Source organism: Dyella sp. C11 (assembly GCF_003121485.1).
GTDB lineage: Bacteria > Pseudomonadota > Gammaproteobacteria > Xanthomonadales > Rhodanobacteraceae > Dyella.
The window spans coordinates 106,790-131,132 of record NZ_QAVX01000013.1; the positions used below are offsets into that span (position 1 = coordinate 106,790).

21 protein-coding genes are annotated in these 24,343 nt (G+C 61.1%); 10 read left to right on the forward strand and 11 right to left on the reverse strand.

Annotation, left to right across the window (positions count from 1 at the left end; genetic code table 11):
• The first annotated feature begins 3 nt into the window (after nt 1-3).
• Together DK366_RS13440 and mqo are read left to right on the forward strand one after the other, a co-directional pair.
• The gene (locus DK366_RS13440; protein WP_109126066.1) at nt 4-405 is read left to right on the forward strand and encodes a hypothetical protein; all 402 of its coding nucleotides are present in this window, start codon (nt 4-6) and stop codon (nt 403-405) included.
• Entirely contained in the window at nt 402-1,901 is a 1,500-nt protein-coding gene (mqo, locus tag DK366_RS13445) for a malate dehydrogenase (quinone) (RefSeq protein ID WP_109126067.1), read from the forward strand. The genes DK366_RS13440 and mqo overlap by 4 nt, the downstream gene beginning before the upstream one ends.
• Before the next feature lie 72 nt (nt 1,902-1,973).
• Here the strand turns inward: mqo and DK366_RS13450 are convergent, their stop codons facing one another.
• Together DK366_RS13450 and DK366_RS13455 are read right to left on the reverse strand one after the other, a co-directional pair.
• A complete protein-coding gene (locus DK366_RS13450) occupies nt 1,974-2,942 on the reverse strand; it encodes a cation diffusion facilitator family transporter (protein ID WP_109126068.1) in 969 nt (322 codons plus the stop codon).
• A 313-nt stretch (nt 2,943-3,255) separates the two neighbouring features.
• Nucleotides 3,256-3,669: a 4-oxalocrotonate tautomerase gene (locus tag DK366_RS13455; RefSeq protein WP_157956530.1), complete on the reverse strand. Its 414-nt coding sequence runs from the start codon at nt 3,667-3,669 to the stop codon at nt 3,256-3,258.
• A gap of 482 nt (nt 3,670-4,151) precedes the next feature.
• On the opposite strand from DK366_RS13455, the gene DK366_RS13460 reads away from it, so the two are divergent.
• Nucleotides 4,152-4,994, forward strand: coding sequence for an oxidoreductase (locus tag DK366_RS13460; RefSeq protein WP_109126070.1), 843 nt, complete (start codon nt 4,152-4,154; stop codon nt 4,992-4,994).
• 69 nt (nt 4,995-5,063) lie between these two features.
• Here the strand turns inward: DK366_RS13460 and DK366_RS13465 are convergent, their stop codons facing one another.
• Nucleotides 5,064-5,963, reverse strand: a complete 900-nt coding sequence (locus DK366_RS13465; RefSeq protein ID WP_232821040.1) for a LysR family transcriptional regulator — start codon at nt 5,961-5,963, stop codon at nt 5,064-5,066.
• A gap of 238 nt (nt 5,964-6,201) precedes the next feature.
• Between DK366_RS13465 and DK366_RS13470 the strand changes: the two genes are divergently transcribed.
• The 4 genes from DK366_RS13470 (at nt 6,202) to DK366_RS13485 (ending at nt 10,547) form a co-directional block, all read left to right on the forward strand.
• A complete protein-coding gene (locus tag DK366_RS13470) occupies nt 6,202-7,263 on the forward strand; it encodes an NAD(P)-dependent alcohol dehydrogenase (protein WP_109126072.1) in 1,062 nt (353 codons plus the stop codon).
• 364 nt (nt 7,264-7,627) lie between these two features.
• Nucleotides 7,628-8,485 carry a helix-turn-helix transcriptional regulator gene (locus DK366_RS13475; RefSeq protein ID WP_109126073.1) on the forward strand — a complete coding sequence of 286 codons (858 nt, stop codon included), beginning with the start codon at nt 7,628-7,630 and terminating at the stop codon, nt 8,483-8,485.
• Between the two features lie 6 nt (nt 8,486-8,491).
• Nucleotides 8,492-9,571: an FUSC family protein gene (locus DK366_RS13480; protein WP_109126074.1), complete on the forward strand. Its 1,080-nt coding sequence runs from the start codon at nt 8,492-8,494 to the stop codon at nt 9,569-9,571.
• A 28-nt stretch (nt 9,572-9,599) separates the two neighbouring features.
• Nucleotides 9,600-10,547, forward strand: coding sequence for a D-2-hydroxyacid dehydrogenase family protein (locus DK366_RS13485; protein ID WP_109126075.1), 948 nt, complete (start codon nt 9,600-9,602; stop codon nt 10,545-10,547).
• Nucleotides 10,548-11,636: 1,089 nt separating this feature from the next.
• Here DK366_RS13485 and DK366_RS13490 read toward each other — a convergent pair.
• From DK366_RS13490 to DK366_RS13510, 5 genes are all read right to left on the reverse strand, one after another.
• A complete protein-coding gene (locus DK366_RS13490; protein ID WP_109126076.1) occupies nt 11,637-12,809 on the reverse strand; it encodes a family 16 glycosylhydrolase in 1,173 nt (390 codons plus the stop codon).
• 164 nt (nt 12,810-12,973) lie between these two features.
• Complete coding sequence (locus DK366_RS13495) at nt 12,974-14,440, reverse strand: 2-dehydro-3-deoxy-6-phosphogalactonate aldolase (protein ID WP_109126077.1); 1,467 nt, start codon at nt 14,438-14,440, stop codon at nt 12,974-12,976.
• Nucleotides 14,437-15,354 carry a 2-dehydro-3-deoxygalactonokinase gene (locus DK366_RS13500; protein ID WP_109126078.1) on the reverse strand — a complete coding sequence of 306 codons (918 nt, stop codon included), beginning with the start codon at nt 15,352-15,354 and terminating at the stop codon, nt 14,437-14,439. The genes DK366_RS13495 and DK366_RS13500 overlap by 4 nt, the downstream gene beginning before the upstream one ends.
• 8 nt (nt 15,355-15,362) lie before the next feature.
• Nucleotides 15,363-16,103 (reverse strand): SDR family oxidoreductase, encoded by a 741-nt coding sequence (locus DK366_RS13505; protein ID WP_157956531.1) that lies wholly within the window; start codon nt 16,101-16,103, stop codon nt 15,363-15,365.
• A 31-nt stretch (nt 16,104-16,134) separates the two neighbouring features.
• A complete protein-coding gene (locus DK366_RS13510; protein WP_109126080.1) occupies nt 16,135-18,861 on the reverse strand; it encodes a TonB-dependent receptor in 2,727 nt (908 codons plus the stop codon).
• Between the two features lie 276 nt (nt 18,862-19,137).
• Between DK366_RS13510 and DK366_RS13515 the strand changes: the two genes are divergently transcribed.
• Together DK366_RS13515 and DK366_RS13520 are read left to right on the forward strand one after the other, a co-directional pair.
• Nucleotides 19,138-20,070 carry a dihydrodipicolinate synthase family protein gene (locus DK366_RS13515; RefSeq protein ID WP_109126081.1) on the forward strand — a complete coding sequence of 311 codons (933 nt, stop codon included), beginning with the start codon at nt 19,138-19,140 and terminating at the stop codon, nt 20,068-20,070.
• Entirely contained in the window at nt 20,067-21,239 is a 1,173-nt protein-coding gene (locus DK366_RS13520) for a mandelate racemase/muconate lactonizing enzyme family protein (RefSeq protein WP_109126082.1), read from the forward strand. The genes DK366_RS13515 and DK366_RS13520 overlap by 4 nt, the downstream gene beginning before the upstream one ends.
• Nucleotides 21,240-21,242: 3 nt before the next feature.
• Here the strand turns inward: DK366_RS13520 and DK366_RS13525 are convergent, their stop codons facing one another.
• The 3 genes from DK366_RS13525 to DK366_RS13535 all read right to left on the reverse strand — a co-directional run bounded on the left by DK366_RS13525 (nt 21,243) and on the right by DK366_RS13535 (nt 23,787).
• Nucleotides 21,243-22,490 (reverse strand): MFS transporter, encoded by a 1,248-nt coding sequence (locus DK366_RS13525; RefSeq protein ID WP_109126083.1) that lies wholly within the window; start codon nt 22,488-22,490, stop codon nt 21,243-21,245.
• An 82-nt stretch (nt 22,491-22,572) separates the two neighbouring features.
• Nucleotides 22,573-23,292, reverse strand: a complete 720-nt coding sequence (locus DK366_RS13530; protein ID WP_109126096.1) for a helix-turn-helix domain-containing protein — start codon at nt 23,290-23,292, stop codon at nt 22,573-22,575.
• A 96-nt stretch (nt 23,293-23,388) separates the two neighbouring features.
• Entirely contained in the window at nt 23,389-23,787 is a 399-nt protein-coding gene (locus DK366_RS13535; protein ID WP_198651552.1) for a cupin domain-containing protein, read from the reverse strand.
• A gap of 166 nt (nt 23,788-23,953) precedes the next feature.
• On the opposite strand from DK366_RS13535, the gene DK366_RS13540 reads away from it, so the two are divergent.
• Nucleotides 23,954-24,277: a hypothetical protein gene (locus DK366_RS13540; RefSeq protein WP_109126085.1), complete on the forward strand. Its 324-nt coding sequence runs from the start codon at nt 23,954-23,956 to the stop codon at nt 24,275-24,277.
• Nucleotides 24,278-24,343 lie beyond the last annotated feature (66 nt).

The window sequence follows — 24,343 nt, forward strand, 5'->3', positions numbered from 1 at the left end:
CTCATGATTCGTTGCGTACGCATGTGGACCGGCGCTGATGGGAACTCCTTGTTCGAGGAGGGCCACATTGAACTCACCGGAGGAGAGCGGGGCGACTTCGTGGGTGCTTCTATCGCGGTGCGCGCGCTGTCCTTCAGGGAAACGAACTCGGGCGGCTCTTACGAGTGGCACCAGGACCCGGTGCCCCGCTATGTACTGACGCTGTCGGGAACGTTGGAATTCGAAACAAAATCAGGGGCGACATTCACCATTCGCCCTGGCGATGTCCTGCTCGCACAGGACAATACGGGCAGTGGCCACAAGTGGCGACTCATCGGGGACGAGCCCTGGCGACGCGCGTACGTCGTTTACGACGCCGATGCCGGGCTGCAGTTTGTCCCTCAGCATGCGGAGGGGCAGAAATGAGTGCGCCCGGGACCGACAACTACGACGTCGTGCTGATCGGCGCCGGCATCATGAGCGCCACGCTGGGAACGTTCCTGAAAGAACTGGATCCGTCGCTACGCATCGCCATGATCGAGCGCCTGGAGGATTGTGCCCAGGAGAGCTCGCAGGCATGGAACAACGCGGGCACGGGGCACGCCGCCAATTGCGAGCTCAACTACACGCCACAGCGCGACGATGGAAGCATCGACATTTCTGCGGCACTGAAGGTCAATACCCAATTCGATCTTTCGCGCCAGCTATGGACCTATCTGGTGAGCAAGGGAACGATCAAGGACCCACAAGCGTTCATCCACGCGTGTCCGCACATGAGTTTTGTGTGGGGCGGCAAGAACGTTTCGTTCCTCAAGGCTCGTTTCGACGAAATGCATGTGCATCCTTGCTTCCACGGCATGGAGTACACGGAAGATCAGGCGCAAATTTCCCATTGGGCTCCATTGATCATGGAGGGGCGCGATCCGCATCAGCCGGTGGCGGCCACGCGCATCATCACGGGCACGGATGTCGACTACGGATCATTGACGCATCTGCTTGTTGCACAGCTGAGTACGCAACCTGGATTCGACCTTCGATACAACCGTGAAGTCACCACGCTGGAGCGGGATGGCAACAACGGTTGGCGCGTGGGATTCAAGGACAGCAAGGATCAGGCGACGGGATCGGTCAACGCGAAATTCGTCTTCATCGGAGCGGGCGGCGCAGCCATCGAGCTTCTGGAGAAGTCGGGCATTCCCGAGGGACGGGGCTATGGCGGCTTTCCGGTCAGCGGCATCTGGCTTCGATGCGAGGTTGATGCTGTTGCGCAAAGGCATCACGCCAAGGTGTATGGCAAGGCGGCCGAAGGATCGCCGCCCATGTCGGTTCCACACCTTGATACCCGCATGATCGACGGCAAGCGATCGCTGCTGTTCGGTCCCTACGCCGGATTTTCGACCAAGTTCCTGAAGCATGGATCAGTGACGGACCTGCTTGACTCCATTACCCACGACAACATCGTGCCGTTGCTGGAGGTGGCCAAGGACAACGCGGGGCTGGAGGAGTACCTGATCGGCCAGGTGCTGCAGAGTGGCCATCACCAGTTCAAGGCGTTGCTGGACTTCTTCCCCCATGCCAGGCGGGGTGACTGGATTGAAGCCGTGGCAGGCCAGCGTGTGCAGATCATCAAGCCCGACACCGGCGACATGGGTGGACGGCTGGAAGTTGGCACCGAACTGGTACCCGCCGAAGACAAGTCACTGGTGGCCCTGCTTGGTGCTTCGCCAGGCGCGTCGACAGCAGCTGCGGTCGCTCTTCAAGTACTTCATGCATGCTTTCCCGACAAACTCACCGACGGTGCGTGGCTGCCAAAGCTGAAACAGATCATCCCGACCTATGGAATCGACCTGACGAAGGACGCCGATGCGCTGCGCACATCACGCGCCGTCACGGCAAAGGCATTGAACACTGAAAACGTTTGAGCCCGTCAGGCGCCATGGCGAAACTCCCGTCGTCATTGGCCGGCTACGGGCCATGACCAAGACGTCCGCTGGCTAGGCGCTATGAATGTCAGCGGGTCCGTAGTGCATGGCTCGCCACACCTGATAGCGCTCGTTCGTCTGCGGCTTGATGAAAAGGGTGACGATCTCGGGATGCGCATTCTGGATGCGCTGCTCGATCGACTGAACGCAGGCTTCGATCTGGTCCGCATGCAAATCTTTGACAAACTCGACGCTGAGGCCTGCCAGGATCTGGTCTGGCGCGAGATGCACCGTCAGCGCGCCGTTCGCCTTGCTCACACCGGGCGTGGCTGCCGCCAGCGCAAGGATTCCCGTCACCAGTGTCGGATTCGCTCTCTCGCCGATCAGCAGGCTCTTGCTTTCGCGCGCAAGGATGCCGGCGACGATGGCGAGGATCAACCCGATCAACACCGACGCCACACCGTCGAGCACGGGCAGATCAAGCGCCAGGGATAGATAGATGCCCAGCGCAGCGATCACATTGCCAGCGAGCGCTGCGCTGTCTTCGAACAGCACCATGAAGGAGGGCGGGTCCTTGCTGCGGTGAATCGCCTGCCAGTACGTCAGTTCGCCACGTGTAGCCCGAAGCTTGCGAAAGGCGGCAAGCCAGGAGATGCCTTCGAACACAAAGGCGCAGCCCAGAACTACGTAGTTCACCACGGGGTGCTCGATGGCGGCAGGTTCAAGAATGTGTTGTACGCCGTGGTACAGCGACGCGCCGGCGCCCAGCCCGAACAGCATCAACGCAACGATGAAACTCCAGAAATAGAGCTCTCGCCCGTAGCCAAGGGGATGGATGGCATCGGGGCGACGAAGTGCCATCTTGTAACCGTGCAACAGGAGCCATTCGTTGGTCGAGTCCACCAGCGAGTGAATGGCCTCGCTCAGCATCGCCGCACTTCCGGTAACTACCGCAGCGATCACCTTGGTGCTTGCTACGAGCAGATCACCCAGCAACGCCAGGTAGACGATGTTCTTCGACGTGGAACAGGATCGCGCCATTTCGTCTCCCCGGTGGATGGATCGTGCCGGCCATGGCTATCCCATCACCCCTGCCGTATCGGTTTAGAGAACGTTTTCTCGCAGGGGCTTCACAGGGCAGGGCGCGTTGGTGGCCGCCTGGACGGGAGCTACGACAGCTCTCCAAGGCGAAAAGCCCTCAACGCGCGACACTCAGGGCGCGACGGCCTTGAAGGGTTCGCCGGTTTTCAGCGACAAGGCGGGTAGGCTGGCCGCGGCGCAACTCGCCAGTGGACCATCCGCAAACACCGACGGTCCTGCTGTTTCGGTAAATCGTTTGCCCGCACGCTCCAGATCAGGTCTTGATCTGCATGGCGGCCAGGTGAACCTGCTTGCCGTACATGCCCCAGTTCTCTTCCGGGACTTCAAGAATGCCGACATAGGCCGGTACCTGGCCGCCATCGGTCTTGGAATATTTGCCAAGGATGGCCGTTGCCTCCTCGACCATGCGCGTCTTGGTCTGGGCGTTGAAGCCGCCTTTCAGGGCGTAGACCTTGAGGCTCATGATGGGCTCGGCTGCCTGTTTTCCTGCGCGAAACACGGTGTCAGGGGCGTGCTCTACAAAGTAGACCCAGATACCCGCGCGAATTTGAGGCGTGTCGATAAGGCGTTCGCAGGCCATGCCAAGGTCGGTCAGCTCGGCGGCAACCTTGGCGCGGGCGTCTGCGGTAAAAGCGCCTTCCGGCGCGTGGAGGAACATCTTAGGCATGGCATATCTCCCCGATCTTCGCGATACCTGGAACGATAGTCCGCGACGGCTTTCGCATGCGGTCAATCCAAGTTAAATGGTGCAAAGCGTCGAGGTGCTCCGGGGCGTTGCGGCATCAGAGAGATGGCTCCAAGGACGCTCGATGCCTGATTCATGAGCCACGCGCATAAGCGCTAGCGATTCTCCCTGCCTAATCAGCGGCCTCGTGAGCCAGTACATTTTCGCATCACACGAGACGGCGCATCCCTTGCCACCCCGTCCGCTGGCGCATGCGATTGAACGGGCGACAGGGGTCGTCAGGCCGTTCTTTGAGCCCGCCGATACTGAGGTGCCGTCATTGGCGCAACACCGGGCAGGGCGCACTTCTCAGCCGCGAGGCTTGACCGCGTCTTGGCGCCCACTCGGCAACCATGTCGCGTTCATCTGGTGATCACTCGAATATTGATTCAACCCTTCAGTTGCGGGACACGCAGGAGAAGAACATGGCATTTACACCGGTATGGTTTATCACTGGCTGTTCGACCGGTCTTGGTTACGCATTGGCACAGCGGGCGAAGGAGCGCGGCCTTCGCGTCGTCGCTACCGCACGTGACGTCAGCCAACTGGCAGCCCTGGCCAAAGGTGCTGAAGATCAAGTGTTGACGTTGGCGCTCGACGTGACGAAGTCCGACCAGATTGAAGCTGCTGTTGCAGCAGCCAGGGAGAAATTCGGACGCATTGATGTTTTGGTCAACAACGCCGGGTATGGCTACCAGAGCACGGCCGAGGAGGCCGTTGACTCGGAAGTGCGCGCCCAGTTCGACACCAATGTCTTTGGGCTATTTGAGCTCACCCGCGCCGTACTGCCCACCATGCGCGAACAGCGCAGCGGCAACATCCTGAATGTCACGTCGGTTGCCGGCATGATTGGCTTCCCCGGTTCCGGGTTCTATGCGGCCTCCAAGCACGCCGTCGAGGGCTTTACCGACTCGCTGCGTGCCGAGGTTGCTCCGCTCGGCATTGGCGTGACCGGTGTCGAGCCCGGTCCGTTCCGCACCGATTGGGCGGGCCGATCCTTGCGCCAGACACCAACCAGAATCGCAGACTACGCCGACACGGTCGGAAAGCGTTTCGTGGCCACTCGCGACATGAGCGGGAAACAGGTTGGCGACCCGGTGCGTGCGGCAGACATCATGATCGATATCGCCAACGGCACCTCGGCGCCACGCCATCTTCCGCTTGGTGCGTGGGCTGTCCAGGCGCTGGTCGAGAAACTGGCGCAGCGAACGGCAGAAATCGAGTCCCTGCGTGATCTAAGCGCATCAGCGGATTTTCCGGCCGAATGATTCGCCGGCTGCCCGACATCAATCTGCCCGTTACGTAGACAGCGGAGTGTGCGAAAGCGCGTGACGGGGCTACGTGCGACCGCGATATCGAAGGGCATCGATTAGGAGTGAAAATGCCGCCGATGGCTGGCGCCTGCTGGCGTAGTAAAGATGATATCCGGGAAACAACGGGCACCAGTCGTCCAGCACCTGCCTAAGTGCACCTGCGCGAATGTGCGGAAGAACCATGGCCTCGGGCAGATATGCCAGTCCGAAATGAGCGAGCGCAGCGAGGAGAATCCGGTTGACGTTATTGAATGTGATGCGGCCTTCGACTCGCACATTGAGTGGAATGCCGTTCTTCTCGAATTCCCAGATGTACAGTCCACCATGGGTCAGGAAACGCATGTTGATGCAATCGTGCTTTGCCAGGTCATGCGGCGTATCAATCGTTGGCCGTCCATCCAGGTAGGCAGGACTGCCCACCACCACCAATCGCGTTGGCGGACCGATGGGCACGGCAATCATGTCCTTGGCGACTTGCTCTCCAAGGCTGATGCCGGCATCAAAGCGTTCGGCCACGATATCCGTCAACGTAGGATCACAAATGACCTCGACATTGACGTCCGGATACTGCGGCAACAACCGTTCGAGCGCTGGCCAGAGAATGGAGTCGGCGGCGTAATCGCTTGTGGTGCTGATTCGGATCGTACCGCTGGGTTTGTCGCGCAACTCACTGAGGCTGCCGATGGCCTCGTCGATGTTGTCGAAATTCGGAACCAGCACCCGAAGCAGGCGCTCACCAGCCTCCGTGGGAGACACGCTGCGAGTGGTACGCGTGAGAAGGCGCAGGCCGAGCCGCTCCTCCATCTCGCGAATCTTGTGACTAAGCGCGGATTGCGACAGCCCAAGCTTCGCGGCGGCGCGCGTGAAGTTCCCCTCGCGCGCCACGGCGATGAACGCCTGAAGATCATTGTAGTTCTCGGCCACCGCAATTTTCCCGGCTATGTACGTGGGAACCATGGATGCGGGCGATTTTAATCGACGCCGGGCTAGCGGTCGCGAGCCCCTGCAGGAAAAGCGAGCTTTTTGTGCAATTCAGCGTCGTATCGATTCAGTGACACTCGACCCGCAACCGGGTCGGGACCAGGCCCCGCGCTGTCCGGTCGGTTGGCACATGCCGGCCCCGGCACGCGGCGCCCTTCAAATACATGAAGGAGAGTAGAAAATGAAAGCCGCGCGTCTGCACGAATATGGCAAGCCCCTTGTCATCGAAGACATACCGATCCCTGAAATTCAGGCGGATGAAATCCTGGTCAAGGTGACGGCATGCGGCGTTTGCCGGACAGATGCCGAACTCATTGACGGCTATTTCAATCGCTACTTCGAGATTCCGACACCCATCACGCTGGGCCATGAAATCGCCGGCGAGGTTGCGGAGATGGGAAGGGATGTGCCGAGCTCGGCCTTCCAGAAAGGGGATCATGTCGTTGTAGTTCCCGGCTGGGGCGACGGAACATGCAGGCATTGCCAGGTGGGCAACACGCAGCTGTGCCCCAATGTGCGTTACCCGGGCTTCGGTCCTTATGGCGGCTTCGCCGAGTACCTGCCTGTCCCGGCGCGCTACCTGATCAAGGTGGGCAAGAGCCTGAAGTCAGAAGAACTGGCGCCGCTCACCGATGCCGGCTTGACGCCTTTTCGCGCCATCAAAAAACTTCGCAGGGCCGATGCCCTTGGCCCTGACAGGGTGCTTGGCGTCTTTGGATTGGGCGGATTGGGCGGCTATGCGGTGCAGTATGCGAAGCTGCAAGGCGGCGGTGCCACGATTGTCGTCTTCGAGCGGGACGCCCGCAAACTCGAGATGGCAAAAACGTATGGCGCAGACGTTGCCGTCAACATCACCGATCGATCTGCCACTGACGTAGCCAACGAGCTGGAAGCCGCGACAGGCCAGCGAGACCTTGATGCGATCATCGATTGCGTCGGTACGCCGGAGATGATGCAGTTTGGATTCAGCCTTCTGGGTATCAGCGGCCACTACGTTGACGTTGGGCTGCTTGGGGATCGTATCGATATCCCGCTGTTTCCTCGCATCAATCGGGAACAGTCCTTCTACGGTTCCAACTGGGGAAATTTCACGGACCTGAGCGAAGTCATGTCGCTGGCCGCAAAAGGAAAGATTCAACACAACATCAAGACCATCGGCTTTGATCAACTCAACGAAACGATCGATGCGCTCAGGCATGGAAAGATTTCAGGAAGAGCGGTCTTGAAGATCGACGGCAAGTAGCACGTCATGCCGGGTGGCCCGCCAACGCAGGCCACCCGGCGCTCGTATTCACGGAGGATCGACCCGGGATCATGTGATCGTGAACATGTGAACCACAAAGCCAGGCCATGCTTGGCCCAATGGCATCACGGGCAATCATGGCGACGGGATTTGAGCAAATATTGATCGGATCTGGAGCCGTGAGCTCCTTGCGAACCTCTAAAATGCAGTTCTCTGGCAAGCGCTGTTTTAGGGACAAAGGAGCGGATCAGCTCTTCCGTCCCACAAAATAACCGATGCCAGGCGTGGCTCAGGACGGCGAGGCGCTCGCCTCCGCACCATGAGCCGCACCCATTGCCTACTCGGTATGACTGAATTGTCATCCATGACTGAAACCGGATGGACGCCCCTCGCCACCGGGGCTGCGCAAGCACTCTCGCGCCAACCTTTGCCGCTGGAGGCGCCCATCGTGCGAAAGGGGTTGTGCAGCCTGGCGCAACCTTGCCTGAGGCATCCGCAGCACGCACCGCAGTTCCTGTTCCAGGATGCAACGCTACTGCTCGTCGCGTCTGGACGGCTGGAGATCATCGATGGTGCCAATAAGATCAGCATCGATTCACCGCTGAACTTGCTATTGGTGGAAGCCAATACGCGCAGCGACCTGCAAAAGTCACCTGGTGACGCGGAGTCGCGCTTCCGATCCATCTTTCTGAGTTTTTTGCCCGATCTACTCAGCACGTTCCAGTCGGGCCGTGATCCGGTTGATCGCACCTCAGCGGTCCATCAAGTTGCGCTGGATGACGAACTGGCCGAGACGCTGCATTACGTCCTGGAAAGCATCTATGGATCGGCCGTCAGTGATGAGCGGCTTCGTTATCGATTGCTGGATCTTCTTGCCGCGATCTCGGAGCGAGGCCATCGATTTGCCAGGGTGCCGCAGTCGGGCGTGGTTGCACGCTTGCGCACCATGGTGGGTGAAGCACCAGAGCGGCGATGGACGGCGAAAGATGCCGCGCATGCACTTGCCACCAGCGAAGCGACCTTGCGCCGACGTTTGGCGGACGAAGGAGCGCATTTCGAGGACATGCTGATGGACGTCCGCATGCATCACGCATTGATGCTTATGCAAACGACGTCATGGAGCATCCCGCGCATTGCCGAAGCCAGCGGCTACAAGTCGCGAACGCGCTTCGCGGAGCGTTTTCGCGAGCGATTCGGTTACGCCCCGTCCAGCGTCCGTTAGACGCGAATGAAACGAACTGCCTTCCATAACCCCATGTCGATTCACAGATTTCCATTCACCATGATCCGTCGCCTGATTCATATTGAGATGCTTTTTCGCGGCGCGTTGATGCTCGCCCCCTTTCTTGTCGCCGGATTGGCCACAGGAAATCCGTTGTGGACGCATGTGGAGATCGTGACCATTTCGACGTTCATTGCCGCAGAGCGATCGCAGCTGACGCCATTGGGCGTACTACTTCATGCCATGGCCATTGCTGCTGCTTTTATCGCGCTGTCACTTTCGATGGCGTCGCCGGTCTTGTTCGTTCTGGCAACCGCACTGCTCGCCGCTGCGTGCGCACTGGTCATGACGGCGGGGCAGGGTATGCGATGGACGGGAATCTTCACCTTTCTGCCTTCGGTGTACTTGGCGTGCGGCCTGGCAGGAAGTGCAAGAGGGTCCTTTTCAGGCGTCGACTGGGCAGCGCTCCCTTACGTGATCATCGCCGGGCTGCCCGCGATACTTGGCGCCATCGCACCGTGCCTGGCCAAGACGGAACGTGCCAGCGTCAGCAGCTGGCGGGCGTGGCGTCGCACCAGCGAGCCGTCAGCAAAAAACGTCTTCACCACGGCGTTGACTGCGGCACTGGCAGTGGGCGCCGCAGCGACACTGGTCAGCCTGCAGCATGTACAGCATGAGCAATGGATGGTCTGGTCGGCGGCATGCGTGGTCACCGGCGATCTGCCTACGGCCTTGGCGAAGTGGAAGGACAGGGCGCTTGGCGCAGTCACGGGCGTTCCGCTGGGCATGCTGGCAGCGATGCTCATGCCGCACTCCGCACTGTTGGCTCCCATGCTGACGATAGCCATCGCCTTGACGCTCGTGAGCTTTCATCACTATGCCGTTGGATTTGGTGTTCGTTGCGCGTTGCAAGCCATCGCCATCATTGTGGCCGGGCACGTCACACTTGCGGCAGATGTTCGGACCATCAACGTCATTGTCGGCGGAAGCATTGGCTTGCTTTCAACCGTTGGCATGCACTATTTCAGTGTCTGGCTGAAGGGAAGGGGTCCCGTGGCCATCGACCCGCAGTGCAACGCGTCCTGAGCACACCCACTCTCGGAACATCAACATCATGGTCACTTCTGCGCTTGCAAACATCGCCATACTGGACGACTACCAGGGCGTCGCTCTCGACATGGCTGATTGGTCGCCTCTGGACGGGCGCGCCAAGATCACGGTTTTCCGGGATCACCTGATGGATGCCGATCGTATTGTCGAACGCCTGACTCCATTCGATGTGGTGTGTGTCATGCGCGAACGCACGCCACTAAGCCGCGCGATCATCGAACGCCTGCCTCGCCTGAAGCTGATCGCATCGACGGGCGCAGGCAATGCATCGATCGATCTTGACGCCGCAACCGAGCGTGGGATCAAAGTAGCAAACACCGGATACTCGTCCACGCCGACCATTGAGATGACCTGGGCCCTGATTCTGGCAATGACCAGGAATATCCCGCTGGAGAATCAATCGCTGCGCGAAGGCGGATGGCAGACGGCACTGGGTTCGCAACTGTCAGGCAAGACCCTCGGGCTCCTTGGCCTTGGCCACATCGGCTCGGCCGTGGGCGTGATCGGGCGTGCATTCCGGATGAATGTGATCGCCTGGAGCGAGAACTTGACCATCGAACGCGCCGAATCAAAGGGCGTGCAACGCGTGGAAAAGAACGAGCTGTTCAAGAGCTCCGACTTCCTGTCCATCCATTTGCGGTTGAGCGACCGAACACGGAGCATGGTCGGCGCGCCTGAGCTGGCTCAAATGAAACCGACAAGCCGCCTTATCAACACGTCACGCGGCCCGATCGTCGACACAGCGGCACTGATTCATGCCATCCAGAGTGGCCAGATAGCCGGCGCAGCCATGGATGTCTACGACGCCGAACCCCTGGCGCCAAACGACCAACTGCGCACGCTGAAGAACGTATTGGCCACACCTCATATTGGCTACGTGACCCGCGAGATGTACCAGACGTTCTACGGCGACACGGTCCGCAACATTGTTGATTGGCTGGATGGGCGGTGAGGTCGACGTTTTCAGCGTGACTCCGGCCTTGGCTGCCTCGTCCAATCCACCCGCAATTTCCCATTCTTGGTAATTGTGGGATCTGTTGCGCAGGCGAAAACCCAGAAAATCCACCTCATTTTCGAAAAGTGGCGACAATTGCCATTGCGAGGCTTTGAATGGTTAGGCGTTGCGCGCCAGCCGCGCGCAAGCGCGACGCCCCGGTCGGCTGTTGCGCGTGATTCTGGAGTGCTGTGTTGCGCTTTGCGATGCGACTTGTAACCCTCCGGCGGCTCGCGGGATTCAGATAGAAATTCAGGCTTGCTTGGAAACTCGGCCCGCGCCGGAGTGATTAGGGCAAGTTATCGTGGCTAGCATCATCAGCGCAGATGTCACCTGAAGTGCGGATCAATGCAAGCACGTCGTTCGTATCACTTTCTGAGACTCTACGGCGCTAGGCTCGTCGCCATGGACGATGTCCGCCCAATCCTTCTTGCCGTAGCCTCCAGCCTTGGCCGTCTACAGGTAAGAATGCTGCGCTTATCTAGCCAACAACTTGTGGCTTCGCAGGGTCGCCTGACGCGCGTGACGAAAAGTCATTGGACGGTCGGTGACCTGACTCCTCCCTCCGAATGGTTGGAGGCGACCCCACCAAGAACGTCCTTGAGCGGGGCCATTGCGGCAGTTGCATTGGCGCAGGTTCATTTGCTGTCGATGATCGAAGCGGAAGGCTCGATCGATCGAAGGCAAGCATGCCGAGTGGTGTGGCATGTTAGCTGCGGAGGAGGGTGGAGTCCCATCCTGCTGCGCTTGGCAGCCCATCTTGGTGTTTCCCTGGCAGCGTCGCCCATGGAGGAAACTCACGGGGCAAGCCTGCACCAGGTGACGGCCCCTCGGCGGCCGAAACGGCCGATGTTGTAAGGCGTCTTAAATCAATGCGCCCGAGCGTATTGGGTGACTCCTGTTTCCCGCCAGCGACAACTGCACTCGCGCACATGGAAGCCAATAGGCCAACCCAGGGCGTTGAAGGTCACCTACACGTTCTAAGTTCTCCAGGGAGCTGCTGGCGACCATGGATACATCGTGATCGCCGGCAGCTGAAGCAGATACTTACGTCCTGACGAACTTGACCATGCTGGCTCGCGTGCAACCGTTACCGGAATTGGTGTTGGTCAAGAATCCCTGCGAACCAGTGGCAAACGAATAGGTCCCAAGATCCACCCAACCTGAGCTTCCGCTTGTGAAGTTAATGGTCTTATTTGCCGTTCCGCCGCTATAAGTCACGGCAAGTTGGGCCGCGTGGTCTGATCCGGAATCCGTGATCTGATAGACCTGCACATCGTAGTTTCCGGCGGCCAGGATGGTGGGTGTCCACATGGCGGTGGCGCCAGCCGAGCAAGAGTAGCGACTCGGTAGTCCGGAGTATCCCGGCAGCGCGCTGTTGCCCCATCCGCTGCCATATTCGGAATATCCGGGTTCGTTGTCGCCGATGTAGTAATCACGCACGTAATAGGCGACGCCAGAAAAGCTCGTGGGTGACGGATTATTGGCAACAGACACGCCGCTCAGGTAGGGGATTGCCGTGAGCCAGATGTTCACCAAGTCGTGGGTGTGCTGAGTGGGAGGATAGGATTGCGAGCAGATGCTTTGGCCATCCAAGTAGTAGGTCACCGTCTGTTCGGTCCACTCCACGCCGTAGGTGTGGTAGCCACTATCTGTATTGAACGTCGGTTGTTTCGTGCTGCTGCAACGGCTGCCACCGGACACGGTACTGCCATTAGCCCACTCGATAACACCCATGGAAATATTCGTTGATGTCGCACTGGGATCAGAATTGATTTCAAAATCGTCGATCTCGGTGCTGGACGTGGTGACGTACGTCGTGTTGCCGTTGCCAGCAAACAGCCAGAAGGCGCTATGCCATCCGTAATTCGCTGTGGTTTTGGCCGCCACTTCGTAATAGCCGTACCGGAACGACGCCTTGCTGACGATGCCGCCACCAGTGAACGTTGCCGCTCCGAGATTTTGTTGTTGCAGCGCGATGTTCATATGGTTGCTTCCATCCACGCTGATGTTGGATGGCAGCTGCGCGCCCGTGATGCCGTTGTCGACTTTCGTGTCGACGCGATAATTCCATTTGCTCGCGTCGAGGACAGTGCCGTCGAATGTATCGCTCCACTGCAGTTCGTAGTTGGCCGGCACCGCTTGAGCGTGTATGCCGAAACTTGCAGTAAGCATGGTGACAACAAGGGCCCAGCGGGAAATACGAAACGATGAACGCATGACGAGACTCCCTTGGTTAACGGGTGGACTTGCCTGGTACGTCGCATTCCATGCCGTGTCGCAAGGGTGGGGGGCCCGTTCAACGCATCGCTGGCCCGATGGCCGTGCTGACCCCGCACCCCGTTTCCGTGACGAGATGCCTTAATGACTTGGCGATCGTTGGGCTATGCCGGCGCGGTGATGCGGAAAAGTCCACCGGAACCCGGCCACTTCGCCAGCGCCTCGGCAGACAGTCTTGCCTGGGATGTGGATACGAAAACATGGCCGTCAGCGTCGAAACAGACGCTCCCGACATGTGGTGCCGGGACCGCGATGGCGCGCAAGAAGGCGCCATCGGAGCCAAGCTGCACGACGCAACCGCCACCCCACATTGCCACCCATAGCGTCCCGTCGGCAGCCAGAGCAAGGCCGTCGGGCTTGCCGGGAATAGCCATGAAGTCGCTCACCACGACAGGTTCGCCAAGGCGCGGGCCGCGACGATCACGCGGGTAGGCCAGCAAAACCCGTGCAAGTGTGTCGACGACGTAAAGCGTATTGCCATCAGCGCTGAAAGCCATGCCGTTGGCGACACCCAGGCCTTCAGCCATCTGCTGCACGGGCATGTCCACACCTGAGCTATGGAAGATGCCGCCCTTGCTGGAAAGCAGGCCTCGATGCATCGAGCCAACCCAGAGCCCGCCATCATCATCGACCGTCATGTCGTTGAAGCGGCAACCCGGTGCAAGCGGAGCCATTGGCCCGCACGATAGATCCCCCGACGTGACATCGATACGGCACAGTGCGTTCTCGGTGGCGCCCACCCAGCCGCTGTCAGTCGTGTGGCCCAACGACCAGACGGGCTGCGAGAGATGTTGTTCGTGCAGCACTTCGTTGTGGGTTTGCCAACGCAGCAGGCGCGAATGGGGTGGGTCGAGCCAGATCACATCATGACCATCCATGCGCACTGATTCGCCGACCCGTGCATTGGCTTGCGTGAGCAATTGGGCGCGATCTTGAGCAGCGCACCGGATGACAGCCACCCAAGCGCGTGCGCGCTCACGCACCTGTTCGGGCGAATACCCTGGTCGATAGATATCCGAACCCAGACCGAATCCGTCCGCACCGGCCGCTCGCAGCGCCTCGGCGGCCTCGGGTTGAACGCCGCCTACTGCGAGTAGTTTGACGTTGCGGGGAAGTACCGTTCGCCACGCCGAGAGCTTGGGCGCACTATCTGCGGCGGGAAATACCTTGAGCACCGACGCGCCCGCCGCAACCGCTGCAAAGGCTTCCGTGGCGGTGGCGACACCGGGCATGGGTACCATGCCATGGGCAATGGTTGTTTCGATCACGCGTTGGTCGGCGTTAGGCGCCACACACACCTCGCATCCGATGAAGGCAAGCGGCGGCACATCAGCAGGGTCGACGACCGTGCCTGCGCCAATCACCATGCGCGAGCCGAAGTGCTTTACGAGACGATCAATGGTGTCGAACGGGTCCGGTGAATTGAGTGGCACTTCGGCAATGCGAATGCCGGCTTCGTAAAGTGCCTCAACAACCGGGATGGCCTCATCGCTACGAATGCCCCGGAGAATAGCCACGATGGGCATGGACTCAAGCGCATTTTTGACGCGATTCATGGCCAGTGCGTTCATGCCTTGGCACCGATCGAAGCGTGCAGGGCAGCGAAGCCCAGGACGGTTGCGTCCGCGGCATCGATGGTGCGGGCGTTCGTGCCAAGCAGGGAAAGCGCCTCGGCATACATCGCGCACACCGGCGTGCTACCCACCAATGTGACGGGATCACCAAACGAGGCCGAGTAAGCCGAGCGTGCATCGGCAATTTCAGCGCCGATCAACAAGCCGCGCAGATACGAAGCCGCATCATCACGCGCCAGTTCGTCGCGTATCACGCGAGCGCGAGCTCCGAATAGTTGCGTGCCCAGCCCAAGCCTTTTTGATGCACCACTCCGGACGCCGTCGGCAAATGCACTGCCGATCGAGGCGGGTGCGCTGACGATCGACGCAAGCAAGCCTTGCGCGGTGAGGCGATCGAAGATTTCGCCGGACATCGCCGTCATGAACTCCTGCACGGATCCATCGACGACGCGCACCCATTTGCCGTGCGTGCCCGGCAATGCGACAAGCCCGTTATTCGGAAGTCTCCCAGAACCCAGCAAACCGAAGAGCTCCGTCTCTTCGCCGCGCATGATGTCGGGTGCGCCATCCGATGCACGGTGGCAAGCCAATCCGGGCACGATATGCATCGTCCGATCGGCAATGGTGGTGACACGCATGCGCGAAGACAGCCCGTCCAGACCAATCGGACATTCCGCGTAACCCGCGTCAGCCCAGCCGATGTTCGAGCCGATCATGCCGCAGGCGTAGAGAATTTTTGCGCCGGGCCAACGTTCCGTGACCCGCTCGATCTGCGTTGTCATGCCGGCACGGTCGAGAGAGGCAATGCCCGCAGCCTCGGACCAGGCGTCGATCACGTTGCTGTTGTCATCCATCAAGTACGCGCGAAAGTTGGAGCTGCCCCAGTTGATCGCGATGAAATCCTTGCTCATGCCTTTCCTCAGCGTCTTGTCACGGCAGCACCGCCGTCGACGGGTATGACCGTGCCGGTAATCCAGCGGCTTTCATCGCCCGCGAGAAAGGTCGCCATCGCGGCGACATCGTCGGCGGTGCCCAGTCGGCCTAGCGGATGTCGTCCGATATTGCGCTCGCGTGCTTGTGCCGGATCACTTTCGCGTTCGAACGATGAGCGCAGCATCGGCGTATCGATCGATGCCGGCGCGATCGCGTTGATGCGTATCTGCAAAGGCGCCAGTTCCAATGCCGCGGAACGCACGAGTGATTCCACCGCTGCCTTGCTGGCGGCATATGCAGCCAGCGTGGGAGTGGCGAAGCGCGCATTGATCGACGAGGTGAGGACCACGGAGCCGCCACCCTGTCGCTGCATACCGGGCACGCATAAGCGCAGCAGACGTGGAATGGAGACTACGTTGACGTCGAACGTGTCCAGATAGGTTGCGTCATCCGTCTCCAGCAACGAACCGGGCGGGCAGATGCCCGCGCAGTGCACCAGGATGGTGGCGTCGCCGTGCGCGTGCTCTGCCTCTTGCATCGCCGCGGCAAGTGCCGCGGCGTCGCGAAGATCCGCGAGGCAGGACATCGACGCGCTCGGGGATGGCGCCCGGTCGATGCCTGCCACGCGAACACCCAGCGCCACCAGTCGCCGCGCCACCGCTTCGCCGATGCCGCTCGCTGCGCCAGTGACAATGGCGGCGCGTCCGTTCAACGACATGGTATCCATGTGCCCATTCCCCCTTTGCGCTGGTCGATCATCAGAAACGCCAGGTCGCCGTGGCCATGTAGTTGCGGCCATAGACCACATTGGTGCGCAGGCCTTCGGGGCTGCCGTCATAGGTGCGCTGCTGGCTGTTGAGCAGGTTACTCGCTTCCAGTTGCAGCGACAGGCGGTCGGTGAAGTTGTAGTTGATGGAGGCGGCCAGATCCGAGTACGTGTCGTTGTACACGCCGGTGTTGGCGGCGGAGAGGCTGACGAAGTACTTGTCGCGCCAGTTGTACGCCACACGCGCACTGAACGGCCCGGTCTCGTAGTAGAAGATCAGGTTGGCGTTGTTCTTGGACAGACCGGGGAAGGTTAGCGAGCGACCGGTGACGTCTTTGATCGGGGTCTGAGAATCGACATAGGTGTATGGCGCCACCATGCCGAAACCGCTGAACGGATCAGGCAGGAAGGTAAACGGCACCTGCGCAAGAATCTCCGCGCCTTGCACCTTGGCGTGATCGCCATTGACCTCGCGGTTGATCAGGTAGTCGGTACCCGCATAGGTTTCGGCGCTCTGCTTCTGGATGATGAAGGTGGAGATGTCCTTGTAGAACAGGCCCGCGGAGAGCATGCCCTGTTCGCTGTAGTAGTACTCCAGCGACAGGTCGTACTGCGTTGCCTTGAACGGATCGAGATTCGGTGCGCCGCCCGTGCCCGTGCCTGGGGAAATCTGCACACCATTCTGGAACACGGCGTTGTTGTTGAGCGAGACGCCGTTGTTGAGGTCAGCCGTATTGGGATAGGCCACCACGCGCGCCACACCGCCGCGCAGCAGCCACTGGTCGCTGATGTCCAGTCGGGCGATGGCCGAAGGCAGCCAGTTGCGGTCGGTGCGACGGAAATCGGTGGGAATCGGCGCGCCGCTGCCCGATAGCAGGTTGCCGCGCGAATCCAGTTCGCGCTGCACATAACGCACGCCCACGTTGCCGCTCAACGGCATGTCGCCGACATTGGTGCCCCAGTCGAGCTTGGTATAGCCCTCGTAGAAGTCCTCGTCGATGTTGAAGGTGCCGGCGTAGGCGAGCGAGTTGTCCGCACCGTTCAAGCACTGCGGGTTCTGGCTGATCACCGGGAAGGCAGTGAAGGCCGAGCAACCGGTGAAGGCCGAGCGATAGCTGGCCAGGTAGTCGCGCGGCAGGCCGGCGAACTGGCCGTTCATGAAGTTGTTATTGCTGTAGACCTGCAGGAAGTCCATCAGCTCCGTGGCGGGAATGCCCCCGGTGGGACGAATATCCGCGCGCAACGGATCCTGGGCACTGCTGATCTGTGTGTAGCGCACACCGAAATCCAGCGTCTTCCAGGTATCGGAGTCGAAGCTCCAGTTCCAGTCGGAACGCACTTCGGGTGCATCGGTGCGCGCGCGATAGTCGTTGTCGAACAGGATGGTCATGTTCAACTGGGACGGGTCGGTCATGTTGACGCCGCTGATGTTGAAGCTGCCGAAATCGCCGTTGCGAAGATCGAAGTTCACCACCGAATTCACGCCAGTCTTGGGTTGCAGGCGCATGTAGAACTGCTGGTATTCGGCGGTGGATTTGTCAAAGGAGACTTGGGCTGAGCCATCGAGGTGATCGGAGACGTGGAAGGTGCCTTTCAACGCGGTGGACCAGACGTCGGAATCGATATTGGCCACTTCGGTATTGGAGAGCACCGGCGTCTTCGAGGTGCCTGCCACCAGGATGTTGTTGTTGGAGTACACCGCATTGCTCAAGCCCGAGGTCGGGTTGAACGACAGCCAGTCGCGGTCGCGCTCGGCCTGCTGATGCGAATAGAAGGTGTCGGCGGTGATTTCCACGCCGTTGACCGGACGCCATTGCAGGATGGCGCTGATGCCGGTCTTGTCGCGGTCGTCGTTGATGTTCTGCGCGCGCATATCGCTGTCGCCATAGCGCACGGTGGTGGGGCTGGCACTGGTGGGATCCTTGAACGCGGTATAGCCGGAGAAGGTATCCAGGCCTTGCTGCACCACATCGGTATGGCTGTAGCTGGCAGCGATCATCGCGCCCCAGCGATTGTCCGCACTGTGCGCGGAAAGCAGCGCCAGGCCCGAGCCACCGGCACGATGCGAGAGGCCGCCGTACGTGCCCGACACTGCGACGACGTTCTGATCGCCGTCGGCATTGAGTGGCATGCGCGTATTGATGTCGATGATGCCGCCAAGCGCGCCGTCGATCTGGTCGGCGCTGGCCAGCTTGGTCACCTGCAACTGCGAGATGAATTGCGAGGGCACCAGGGTCAGCAGGCCATAGGTGGAGGTTCCTAGCTGATCCAGGCCGACGCCACCGCGGCCGGTAGAGTCGTAGATCTCGCGGCCGTTATAGAGGAAGACGTTCTGGTGCAGGCCACGCACGAGAATATCGCTGCCTTCGCCCATGCCGCGCACCAGCTGTACGCCTGCGACGCGGCCCAATGACTCGGCCACGTTGGTGTCGGGCAACTTGCCGATGTCGTCTGCCACCACGGCGTCAACGATCTGTGTGGAGTCTTTCTTGACGTCGCGAGCCGCCTCCAGGCTCCCGCGAATACCCGAGACCGTCACGCCTTCAAGTGTCTTCGGCTGGTCCTGCGATGCCTGCCCAGAGGCGGCTGGCGTGGCAGGAGGTGGTGTGGACGGTTTTGGCGTGGCGTCGGTCGGGCTGGTCTGTGCCACGGCCGGCAACGAGGCCACGAGCGCCTGCGTCAGAAGGGTCCACAGGATCGTACGACGGATGTTGCGCATTACGGATTTCCTCCCCCGAGGGTCACGAACCTGAGAGGCGGCGAACGTCACATGGACAGGTCGGCCGTATTCCCCTTCCCAAGCTCACTCAACGTCAATGGCTGGTCGGACTGCTGACTGCCAGGCAAGTAATGCTTGGCATGGGCGTTACTGATATAGCAATATATTTCCCGATGCAAGGTCACCCGCACAAAGTTTTTCGCCAGAAGGGCGGAACAGTCGATGGACCTTGGGGGCAGTTCGATTTCTTATTGAGCAACATCAAAGGACACACGCATGACGAGCTTGGCTGGCGTATTTCCCATTGTCCCGACGATCTTCACGCCCACGGGCGCGCTGGATCTGAGGGGTACACGACGGGTCGTGGAGTACATCCTCGCGGCCGGCGCTGCTGGCGTAGTGTTTCCCGGGCTCGCCAGCGAGTACGACCAGTTATCGGTGGACGAACGCCTTGAAACCACGGCGGCACTGGGCCAATGGATAGCAGGGCGTGTACCACTGATCGTGGGCGCCAGCCATCCCGATGCAGCAGTAGCCGCACGCTTGGCGTCGGCAGGCGCGGCTGCCGGTGCGGTGGCTGCGATGGTGCTGACACCGCATGCGCATGCTGGCGATGCAGCGGCGATGGCACGGTACTTTGCCGATGTCCACGAAGCCGGAGGTATCGCGATCATGCTGCAGAATGCGCCTGCGCCGATGGGCGTGGGGCTGAACGTGGATCAGGTGGTGGCGCTGGCGCGTGCCGTGGACGGCATCCGTTACGTCAAGGAGGAAACACAGCCGTCAGGCCATCGCATCACGGCGCTGGGCGTCCAGGCGGGAGCTGCGGTGGACGCGGTATTCGGTGGCGCTGGTGCGCGTTACGTCATTGATGAGTTGCAGCGCGGCACCATAGGCACCATGCCTGCCTGCGAGATCACCGAGGTGCATGTGGAAATGTTGGCCCGCTTCCATCAAGGCGATGTTGATGGCGCGCGTACGCTGTTCGAACGCACGCTGCCGTTGCTCAGCATGCAGGCGGTCTTCCGCTGGCGACTGACCAAGGCGGTACTGCTGCGTCGCGGGCTGATCGACAGCGATTACGTGCGTGCTCCAGGCCCTGCGCTCGACGCTTACGATCAGCGGGAATTAGACGCACTGCTCGCCCGCATCAGTGACCTGTTGCCACTGGACCGTGTGCCCGGTGCGCAGGAGACAATTCGCTCATGAGTCGCACCGTCAGCAAGGTCGAAACATTTATTGTCACCGTGCCTCGTGACACGCCGTACCTTGGCCCCCTGGGCTCGGGCGAGCGTATCAACGAGCGAGGATACGTGGTGCGCAAAGGTAACGGCACCATCTACCCGACTGTCGATCGCTCCATCGCCGTACGCATGACGTGCACCGATGGCAGCGAAGGCTGGGGTGAGACCTACGGCATCTGCGCGCCGCGCGCGACCTGCGAAATCATCAACGACCTGCTCGTGCCTGAGGTGCTGGGGCGCAATCCCGAAGATGTCGAGCAGATCTGGGACGAGCTCTACGGTTTGATGCGCGTGCGCGGCTGCACGTCAGGTTTTCATGTCGACGCGATCACCGCGCTCGACATCGCGCTATGGGACTTGCGCGCCCGCGGCCACGGCGTGCCGTTGTGGCAGATGCTCGGCGAACGAAGGCGGGAGCACGTGCCCGGGTATCTTTCTGGCCTACCTGCGGCCACGCTGGAAGGTCGCGTCGAGATGGCTCGACAATTTCAGGATGAAGGCCATGACGCTTTCAAGATTCACGCGGTGGTAAGTAGCGAAGGTATCGTGGAAGAAGTCGCTGCCCTGCGTCGTGCGCTGGGTGATGACGCGTTGCTGATGGTGGATCTGCACTGGAAGTTCTCGCGGCATGACGCCTTGGCTATGGCCGAACGTCTTGCGCCTTACGATCCGTACTTCATCGAAGCACCGGTGAAGCCCGAAGACATCACCGGACTGGCGTGGCTCGCCGCACGCTCACCGGTGCCAGTGGCGGCGGGTGAGGAGTGGTACACGGCGTACGAGGCGAAGCTTCGACTGGAACCACCTTCCGTGCGCTATATCCAGCCGGAAATGGGGCATACGGGCATCACGCAGTTCCGGCGCATCAATGCCCTGGCGGAAGCGGCCGGCGTACAGATGGCGCCACACGCCACCATCGGTGCGGGCCTGTTCCTCGCAGCCAGCCTGCATGCTTCGGTGACGGTGCCGTCGCTATGGCGACATGAGTGGCAGCACTCGGTGTTTTCCCGATCGCTCGCGTTGCTGGACACCGATATGGCGTACGCCGATCGCAGCTATCAATTGCCGACTGGCCCGGGACTTGGTGCGCAGCCGGGCGCGCGATTCTGGGAGTACGCCGAGCAGGTGGATTGAGTATCAGGCTTGCGCCGCACTGGCGATGAGTCGCGAGCGCGGCGCCACACGCAGCGCCATCCATGCCAGCAGCCATGCGACCGGATGCAACGTGGCCATCAGCACGAAGCTGCGATCGAAATGCCCGCTGGTCACGAGGTCGCCAATGATCTGCGCGGACAACATGCCGCCCAGCCCGCTGCCGGCGCCGATGAGGCCAAACACGGTGGCGATGGTGCGCGTGGGATAGATGTCCGTTACCAGCGTGCTGATGTTAATCAGGAACACCATGTGCGCGAATGCCACCGCCGACGCCACGGCAAACAGTGCGGGCAGGGCAGGATGCGATGCCGCGAGAATACCGACTGGCGCCACTACCGCAGCGCCCGCCATGGCTACCAAACGACTGCGCGCGGGGTTCATGCCGCGACGAACCAATCCGCTGGAAATCGCGCCGCCGCCGATGCTTCCCAGGTCCGCGGCCAAATAGACGACCCACGCCATCGACGCCACCGCGGCAAGCGACATGCCGCGCACGTCATTGAGGTATTTGGGGAACCAGAACAGGTAGAAGTACCAGACTGGATCAGCCACGGCGCGCGACAGCACCAGCAGCCACAGCGAGCGGTCGCGCAACAAATCCCACCACAGCCCAGCCTCGCCATCGGGGCCGGCAACGGACGCTGGTCGCTCTTCCCGTGGATGCAGCAGCAACCACGCGACCAGCCACACAAGCCCCGCAGCGCCGGTGACCAGGAAGGCCGAACGCCAGCCGTAATGCAACGCGACGCCACCAATTAATGGGGGCGCCAGCGTCGCGCCCACCATCGCGCCGGCGGTATAGATGCCGAACGCCAGCCCTCGTTCTCCGGGCGGAAAGCGTTCCGCCATCACCTTCGAGCCCACGGTGTAGTTGCCGGGCTCCCCCAACCCCAGCGCGAAACGCGCAGCGCCCAGCTGGAAGGCGCTGCGTGCGAAACCGGGCAGCAGGTTGGCGATGGACCACCAGCCCACGAACAGCGCTAGCGCCAAACGCGAGCCCAGGCCATCGGTGATGCGTCCCGCCAACAAGTACGCCACCGTGTAGGCGAGCAGAAAGCCCTGCACGATGCGCGCGTACGCCAGATCATTAATGTGCAGGTCGACCTGGATGGTCGTGGCGAGGATGGAAAGCGCCTGCCGGTCCAGGTAATTGATGACCGTCGACGCGAAGAGCAGCGCCAGCAGGACCCAGCGCAATCGCCCACCGCGTCCGCCTTCCGCCTCGCCCATAAGCCGCCCCCGATCCCATGCATTCGAGCGTGGACCGTATTACTAATTCAGCAACACGTCAATTTGCGATGGCGCAACTCCGTCAGCCGATGTCGCGTGCCGCTCCCAGCAACGCTTCCACCAGTTCCGCCGTCGCCGATTCGGGAATCCAGCCGGACATGGCGATGCCCGCATACACCGGACTACCCACTGGAACGGCCACGATGTGGTGGTCGCGCTCGTCCGCTACGTGCACGCGCGTGAAGCCCTGATCCCGCGTGCTGGCGAGCCGGGCCAGCAGGCTATCCATGCCTTCGGGGAACATCGGGATCTCGCGCTCGGCGTACAGTTCGCGAACGTCTTCGTCTTGCAGCTGCGACAGCAGCACGATGCCGATGCCGCTGGTGGTGGCCGGCAGCAGTCCGATGCGACCCAGGCCACGTGCGGCCTCGATGCCGGGCGGCGCGTGGAACAGGTAACTCACGCTGTCGTTCCAGAGCACGCCCATGGCCACGGTGTGACCAAAGCGCCGCAACTGCTCCAGCACCGGCAGTGCGCGGCGGATAAGCCCGGAGGCGAACAGGCTCTGTGCCGCCAGCACATGCATGCCGGGACCGGCGGTGTATTTGCGGTCGGCTGTCTGTCGCACGATGCCCATGTACGCCAGCGTCTTTAGCAAGCGGTTGACACGCGTCGTGTTGGCGCCGAGCTGGCGCGCCAGTTCACGGCAGCCGACCGGCTCCGGCGCGGACGCCAGCGCCTGAAGGGTGACGATGCCGTCGATCAGGCTCTGATTGGGCTGTGCATTGGGCTTGGCTCGCATGCGTGCAGAGTAGCCGCACCGTGCCAGCCGGACCAGCGTTGCACGCGTGTCGCGCGAGCGTGTCGAACGCGATATCGGCGCGTCGTCGCCATTCACTCAGGCAGTCACGGCATCCGCAGGCAATGGCGGCCCCAGAAACTCCACACCCCATGCGTGGCCGAACGCGGCGAGTGCCGATGGCTCCGGGCGACCGTTACGCAGCAGTTGACCCAGTTCGCGAAAGAAGCGGTCGGCCTGCAGGCCGGGCGTGATCAGCACGAGCTGGCTGGCTTTGGTCTTGCCCACATTGACAAACGCATGAGCGGCACCGCCGGGCACCGTCACGACATCGCCTTCCGATGCCAGGAAGCGCCGTCCGTCCACTTGCATGAGGTAGCTGCCTTTAAGGATGCGGAACACTTCTGTTTCTGCGTGCCGATGCAACGGTGGCCCGAAGCCCGGTTCATGCATCGTTTCGATGACTGATGCAGCGCCGCCGAACAGCGCAGGCGCCATGCGGATCCACAGCGTCAGGCCGATGGTGGGAATGATCACGGGGTAAGAGCACTCGACGCCTTGCGTCAGTTCAGCCGAAGGCGTCGGCATGGGACCTGGATAGCCGCGTGAGAGTTCGACTGACTCGACACAGGAAGGCGAGTGCGTGGGTGCTTGGAGAGGGCTCATGCATATCACCGATGCTTGTTCTTCCCGCATCGCGAAGAACTCGATGACGCAGCTTAGCCATCAGATGGTGGGCGGTGCTTTCGGAAGCAACAGCATGTTTCCGATTCGCACGATCGGATCAATGACCGCGAACAATCACTGCTTCAAGCAACTGCCCACGCTTGGAACGAACCACGTTGAGCCAGTGGCGGCGCACGCTACTGGCGGCGTGAGCTTCGCTCGAACGGGTGTGCTGAGGCACGAGTGCGATCGCTCTTCATGTCCGGCGTGCGTCATGTCGTCGCAAGCAGCCATGGGCATCCATGTGATCGCGCTTGAATGAAGATTTCCGCTGCCTTGCAACGAGGCGGCGACGGTATGAGCGCGGGGGCTCCCAATGACCCGCGAG